5 protein-coding genes are annotated in these 6,604 nt (G+C 73.2%); 1 reads left to right on the forward strand and 4 read right to left on the reverse strand.

The genetic code is table 11. From position 1 onward, the window contains the following. From metG to IE312_RS26040, 4 genes are all read right to left on the reverse strand, one after another. The coding region (metG, locus tag IE312_RS41835; RefSeq protein ID WP_229900439.1) for a methionine--tRNA ligase at nt 1–1,112 on the reverse strand (1,112 nt) is incomplete at its 3' end. Nucleotides 1,113–1,218: 106 nt separating this feature from the next. Beyond that, a complete protein-coding gene (locus IE312_RS26030) occupies nt 1,219–3,039 on the reverse strand; it encodes a VWA domain-containing protein (protein ID WP_189984763.1) in 1,821 nt (606 codons plus the stop codon). A gap of 89 nt (nt 3,040–3,128) precedes the next feature. Continuing rightward, nucleotides 3,129–5,072, reverse strand: a complete 1,944-nt coding sequence (locus tag IE312_RS26035; RefSeq protein ID WP_189984764.1) for an FUSC family protein — start codon at nt 5,070–5,072, stop codon at nt 3,129–3,131. Nucleotides 5,073–5,135: 63 nt separating this feature from the next. Continuing rightward, nucleotides 5,136–5,918 (reverse strand): alpha/beta fold hydrolase, encoded by a 783-nt coding sequence (locus tag IE312_RS26040; protein ID WP_189984765.1) that lies wholly within the window; start codon nt 5,916–5,918, stop codon nt 5,136–5,138. Between the two features lie 88 nt (nt 5,919–6,006). Between IE312_RS26040 and IE312_RS41840 the strand changes: the two genes are divergently transcribed. Next, nucleotides 6,007–6,604, forward strand: a 598-nt coding sequence (locus IE312_RS41840; RefSeq protein ID WP_229900440.1) for a GntR family transcriptional regulator, incomplete at its 3' end; no start/stop codon positions are given.

Raw genomic sequence — 6,604 nt, forward strand, 5'->3', positions numbered from 1 at the left:
GCGATCAGGAAGTAGCGCCAGTAGTCGGCGGGCAGGATGTCCAGCGCCTGGTCGGTGAAGACGCCCCGCTTCTGCGAGGTGGAGAACTTGCCGCCGTAGTACGTCAGCCAGTTGAACGCCTTGACGAAGTCGACCTTCTTCCACGGCTCGCGCACGCCCAGCTCGGTGGCCGGGAACATCACCGTGTGGAAGGGGACGTTGTCCTTCGCCATGAACTCGGTGTAGCGGACCGTGTCGTCCGCCTCGTACCACCAGGACTTCCAGTCCCGGTTCTCCGGGTCCTGGTCGGCCCACTCCTTCGTCGCGCCGATGTACTCGATCGGGGCGTCGAACCAGACGTAGAAGACCTTGCCCTCGGCCGCCAGCTCCGGCCACGTGTCCGCCGGGACCGGGACACCCCAGTCCAGGTCGCGGGTGATCGCCCGGTCGTGCAGGCCCTCGGTCAGCCACTTGCGGGCGATGGAGGAGGCGAGCTGCGGCCAGTCCGCCTCGTGCCGGGCGACCCACTGCTCGACCTCGTGCTGCAGCTTGGACTGGAGCAGGAAGAGGTGCTTGGTCTCGCGGACCTCCAGGTCCGTGGAGCCGGAGATCGCCGAACGCGGGTTGATCAGGTCGGTCGGGTCCAGCACCCGGGTGCAGTTCTCGCACTGGTCGCCGCGGGCCTTGTCGTAGCCGCAGTGCGGGCAGGTGCCCTCGACGTAGCGGTCCGGCAGGAAACGGCCGTCGGCGGGCGAGTAGACCTGGCGGATCGCCCGCTCCTCGATGAAGCCGTTCTCGTTCAGCTTCCGGGCGAAGTGCTGGGTGATCTCGCGGTTCTCCGGGCTGGAGCTGCGGCCGAAGTAGTCGAACGCGAGCGCGAAGCCGTCGTAGACCGCCTTCTGGGCGTCGTGCGCCTGCGCGCAGAACTCGGCCACCGGTAGGCCCTGCTCCTTGGCGGCCAGCTCCGCGGGGGTGCCGTGCTCGTCCGTCGCGCAGATGTACAGGACGTCGTGGCCGCGCTGGCGGAGGTACCGGGAGTACACGTCCGCCGGGAGCATGGACCCCACCATGTTGCCCAGGTGCTTGATCCCGTTGATGTACGGAAGGGCGCTGGTGATGAGGTGTCGAGCCATCGCGGGCTGCTCCCAGGTCGCTACGTGTACGAACCTTGAAATCGTAGCCGACGTGTGTATGCCGCCCGCTTCCCGTTTTGCGGGCTGAGAAGCGGGCGGCACGGGGTCACGGGCGCCAGGCGGCCAGGACACCCTCGTAGAGCTGGGCGTCCGTGAGCTCGCGGGGAGCCGGGCCCGCGTGGAAGAAGGACGTGTTCGGGGTCTTCAGCTTGCGCAGGTAGTCGAAGGCCTTGTTGTCGTGGTCACCGAAGGCGACGAAGGAGAAGAACACCGAGGGGTGACTCTCCGCGGCGTCGGAGAGGGCCTGGGTGGCGGGAGTCCTGGCGTCGGGGGCGCCGTCGGTCTGGAAGACGACGAGGGCGGGGGCGGGGGCGGGGGCGGAGGAACCGGCGGGGCCGGCCGTCTTCTCGTGGTGGGCGAGTACGGCCTCCACGGCGGCGTGGTAGCTGGTACGGCCCATGCGGCCGAGGCCGGCGTGCACGTCGTCGATCTTCGTCTCGTGGTCCGGGGCGAGGGTGAGGTCGGTGGTGCCGTCGACCTCCGTCGAGAAGAAGACGACGTGGACCGTGGCCTCGGGGTCCAGGTGGGCGGCGAGAGCTAGGGTCTGGTCGGCGAGGGCCTGGGCGGAGCCGTCCTGGTAGTACGGGCGCATGCTCGCGGAGCGGTCCAGCACGAGGTAGAGCTTCGCTCGGGTGCCGGTGAGGTCGGTCTTCTTCAGCGTGGCCGCGGCGGCCTTGTAGGCGGTGGCCAGGGCGGGGGCGTGTGCCTTGACCTTGGTGAGGGGGGTGGCGGGTTTGGCGGGGGTGGGTGCGTCTGCCTGCGGCGCCTGCGGGGCCGGGTTCGCCTCGGCTTCGCCTTCGGCGTCCGTGCTCCCACCCGCACGGGGTGCCTGCGGCGCGTCTGCCTGCGGCGCCTGCGGGGTCGGGTTCGCCTCGGCTTCGCCTTCGGCGTCCGTGCTCCCACCCGCACCACCCGTGCGGGATGCGTTGTCGGGTGCGGGTGGCCCCTGTGGGGTGTCCTCGCCGTCGGCGGCCTGCGGCAACGTCGTCGCCTCAACAGCCTCCGCCTCGGCCTCCGCCTCGGCCTCCGCCTCGGCCTCCGCCTCCGCCTCCGCCTCCGCGTCAGCCTTCGCCCCGGCCTCGGCCTCCGCCTCGGCCTCCGCCTCCGGCTCCGCCTTCGCGTCAGCCTTCGCCTTCGCGTCAGCCTCCGCCTTCGCCTTGGCGTCAGCCTCCGCCTTCGCCTTGGCGTCGGCCTCCGCCTTCGCCTTCGCGTCGGCCTCCGCCTTCGCCTTCGCGTCGGCCTCCGCCTTCGCCTTCGCGTCGGCCTCCGCCTTGGCGTCAGCGGCGGCCTTCGCGTCAGCCCCGGCCTCCGCTTCCGCGTCAGCCCCGGCCTCTGGCGCGGCTGCCTCCGGGGTGGTTTCCTCCGCGGTGGCCGGCTCCGGCGCCGGCTCCGCCTCCGCCTTCGGCTCCGCCTCCGCCAGCTCGGGGTTTGTTTCGGTCGGCTTCTCGTCGGCCTTCGCCGGCTGGGGCTCCTCGGCCGTGGTCGGCTGTTCAGCCTTGTCCTCGACCTTTGCCTCGGCCTGTGCAGGAACGGCCTCTTCAGTCTGAGCCTCGGCCGGAGCGGGCTTCTCGGCCTTGGCCTTGACGGGCTCTTCAGCCTTCTGCTCGGTCTCGGCCTCGGTCGGAGCCGGCTGCTCGACGTCGGCCTCGGTCGGAGTCGGCTGCTCGGGGGTGGTGTCCGGCGGAGTCTGCTGGTGGGGGACCTTGATGTTGTCGAAGGCCGCTGTCACCAGGTCGTGTTCGTCGGCGGTGGTGGTCTCCGAAGGGGACTGGCGGGCGTCCGGGGACGGGATCGCACCCTCCGGGGCGGTGGCTCGTGACTTGCGGGAGCGGCCGAATGCGTTCCGCAGGAGAGTGAGAATGCCCATGTGCGCAACCCTTCACGTGAGGTTGTAGCCCGTCGATCCCTGGCCAGGACGGACACGTAAGGTTAGCGGCCTTGTGCGGCGGGAACGTGTCAGTGCGGTGATGTGAGGGCGCGGGCCGCGGCGACCTCCTGGCGGAGGGGTTCGAGGACGCTGCCCGCGGGGCCGGTCAGATCGGTGCGTACCGCCGTCGGTGAGTCCGCGTTGCGTACGCCTTCGGACAGCTCCCGCAGTTGCAGGGTCACCTGGGTGATCTCGATGGAGGACGGCGGCGCGGCCCCGTGCCGGACGCGGACGCGGGCCGCCGTCGTGGCGTCCACGATGCGTTCGACGGCGACGACCAGCGGCCACCAGGCGGCCGCGCGCCGGCCGGTCGGCGGGGGCTCGGTCAGGGCCCGCTGGAACTCGGTGCGGATGACGGACAGGTCCTGGTAGAGGCGTCGGCGCATGCGGGCCCAGGCGGCGGGCGTGGTGCCGGGGTGGAAGGCGGCCTCCACGTAGGCGGCGGTGTCGGCGACGGCGTCGGCCAGGCGGTCGCCGACCCGGGTGTGCCAGCTCTCCGGCCAGAAGAGGTAGCCGGCGGTCAGGGCGATGGCGCAGCCGATGAGGGAGTCGTTCAGCCGGGGCAGCAGCAGGGCGGTGCCCTGGTGGTTGAGGATGTCGGAGAGCAGCAGGATCACCGGGGTGATGGCGGCGGTCTGGTAGCCGTAGCCGCGCGGGGTGAGGGCCGGGACGAGCGGGGCGAGGAGGAAGAGGACCGGTACGTCCCACCAGCCCAGCGGGACCTCGGCCAGGACGACCGCGGCGAGCACCAGGCCGGCGACCGTGCCGAGCGCGCGCAGCAGGGCGCGGGAGAAGACCGAGCCGAAGTCGGGCTTGAGGACGAAGGTGATGGTCAGGGCGACCCAGTAGGAGCGCGGGACGGGGATCAGGGAGACCAGGGCCTGGGCGGTGCCGATGCAGACCGCGAGGCGTACGCCGTAGCGCCAGGAGTTGGCGGACAGCACGACGTTGCGGGCGGCGCGGGCGGTGCGGATGCCGAGGGCGGCGGGCCGGCCGAGGCGGTCGTCGATGCCGCGGGGGTCGGCGTCGGGCGCGGTGACGACCTCGGCGGCGTGCCGCAGGGCGTGGTCCACGGCGCGGGCGGTCTCGGTGGTGGGGACGGGGAGGCGCAGGGGCGGTACCGGGGTGTCGTCCGCGGCGACGGACCGCGCCAGGTGGTGCAGTGCCCGTGGGATCTGCGGGGGGAGCGGGCGGGCGGCCAGGTGGGCCGCGGGTGCCGCTTCGATGACCGGGGTGATGGCGTTGAGCTGGGCGAGGAGCCGGGTGAGTTCGCGGCTGCGGCCGTGGTGGCGGGCGCGCCGGGCGAGGATCAGGTCGTACGCCTCGTTCAGGGACTGGGTGACGGCGCGGCGGGTCTCCTCGTACTCCTCGGTGCGGTCCGTGCCGGCGGCGGCGAGGAGGTCGGCGGCCGTGCGGTAGGTGGCGGCGACCGCGGCCCGTTCGGGGACGCCCGCGCGCAACGGCCAGGCCAGCAGGGCCAGCAGGAGGACCAGGAGGCCGCCGCCGGTCATCAGGGCGGGGGCCAGCCACCAGGGGGAGGGCAGCGGGAGGCCCGCGCCGACCACGCAGTTGAGGAGGAGCAGCAGGCCGGAGACGGAGGCGACCGCGCCGATCGTCGAGATCATGCCGGAGACCAGCGCGACCCCGGTGACCGCGGCGACCGCGTACCAGCCGTGGCCGTGGGCGAGTGCGCCCAGGGTGACGCCGACCGCGCCGAAGAGCTGGGGGACGGCGATGTTGAGGACGCGCATGCGGTAGGCGTCGGCGGTGTCGCCGATGACGCCGGACAGGGCGCCCATGGAGGCGAGGGCGCCGTAGGCGGGGTGGCCGGCGGCGAGGCCGAGGGCGAGGGGGAGGGCCATGCCGAGGGCGGCGCGGGCCATGGCGGCCCGGTTGAAGGGTGCCTGCTGGGGTGTGAGGTTCCGCACCAGCCAGTCGGGAGGGGTGAGGCTGATGGGGAACTCTCGGGGCATGGGCCCATTATGGATTGTTCGGCCGATTTCGGTTCCCGCGCGGGGGTCCGGGGGCGTCGGCGGTCAGTCGTCCAGGCGTGCCAGGAAGGCGGCCAGGGCCCGGTTGAACTCCTCGGGGCGTTCCAGGTTGGGCAGGTGGGCGGCGCCTTCGATGACGTGCAGGGTGGAGTCGGGGAGGGCCGCGTGCATCGCCTCGGCGTCGGAGACGGGGGTGTAGGTGTCGTCGGCGCCGACGACGACGAGGGCGGGCACGGTGACCCGGGTCAGCAGGTCGCGGTAGTCGGGGCGTTCGGCCCGGCCGCGCAGGGCGGCCGCCGCGCCTTCGGGGGAGGTGGCGGTCATCATGCGGTGCACATGCGCCTTGACCTCGGGGTCGGCGTAGGGGGCGACCATCTTGTCCAGTACCTCGTCGGCGTAGCCCCGCATGCCCTCGGCGAGCAGCCGTTCGGCCATGGCGGCGCGGTCCCGCCGGCCCTGGGGGGTCTCGGCGGCGGGGAAGGTGTCGGCGAGGACCAGGCCGCGGATCCGGTCGCCGAGGAGGCGGTGGCACTCCATGACGATCTGGCCGCCCATGGAGAGGCCGGCCAGGGCGAAGGTGTCCACGCCCAGGTGGTCCAGGAGGTCCGCGATGTCCTGGGCGTGGCGGGAGAGCGGGACGGTGCCGGGGGTGACCGGGGAGGCGCCGTAGCCGCGCAGGTCGGGGGCGATCACCCGGCGGCCGGCGGCGAAGGCGGCGAGCTGCGGCTGCCACATGGTGCGGTCGAAGGGGTGTCCGTGGACGAGGACGAGGGGAACCCGGGAGGTGGGTCCGGGGTCTTTGTCCTCGAATGCGAGGTAGGGGGGCATGGCAACGACCCTAGGCCGCCTCCTGGCTCGGTGCAATAAGATCTTTGCTCTCGGTGCAATCCAATGCGCCGGAGAACTGGGGGACTTGATGGACGACTACCGGCGCATCGCCGACCGGATCGCGGCCGACATCACCGGCGGCCGGCTCCGGCCCGGTCAACGGCTGCCGCCGCAGCGGGCGTTCGCGCGCAGGCACGGCATCGCGCCGTCGACGGCCGGGCGGGTGTACGCCGAACTCGTGCGCCGGGGGCTGGTGGTGGGCGAGGTGGGGCGCGGCACGTTCGTGCGGGCCACCGCCCCGGACGGGCAGCCGGGGATCGCCCTGACCGAGGCGGCCGGCACCCCGCTGGTCAACCTGGAGCTCAACTACCCGTCCGTGCCCGGCCAGTCGGAGCTGCTGGCCCCGGCGCTGGCCCCGCTGCTGCGGCCGGACGCGCTCGGCGAGGCGCTGCTGCGTCCGGCCGGGGCGGCGGGCACCCCCGAGGCGCGGGCGGCGGTCTCCGCCCTGCTCGCCCGGAGCGGGCTGCCGGCCGCCCCCGAGCGGATCGTGTTCACCGGCAACGCCCGGCAGGCGATCGCCGCCACCCTCGCCGCCCTGGTCCGGCCCGGTGGCCGGGTCGGGGTGGAACCGCTGACGTACCCGCTGGTCCGGGAGATCGCGGCGCGTCTCGGACTGGTCCTGGTGC

It is taken from the genome of Streptomyces capoamus, assembly GCF_014654935.1.
GTDB classification, from domain to species: Bacteria; Actinomycetota; Actinomycetes; order Streptomycetales; family Streptomycetaceae; genus Streptomyces; species Streptomyces capoamus.

Bases quoted from the DNA above. Each gene is read 5' to 3' on its own strand.
- IE312_RS26035 (WP_189984764.1), bottom strand. From the start codon at position 5,072: ATGCCCCGAGAGTTCCCCATCAGCCTCACCCCTCCCGACTGGCTGGTG.
- IE312_RS26040 (WP_189984765.1), bottom strand. From the start codon at position 5,918: ATGCCCCCCTACCTCGCATTCGAGGACAAAGACCCCGGACCCACCTCC.
- IE312_RS26030 (WP_189984763.1), bottom strand. From the start codon at position 3,039: ATGGGCATTCTCACTCTCCTGCGGAACGCATTCGGCCGCTCCCGCAAG.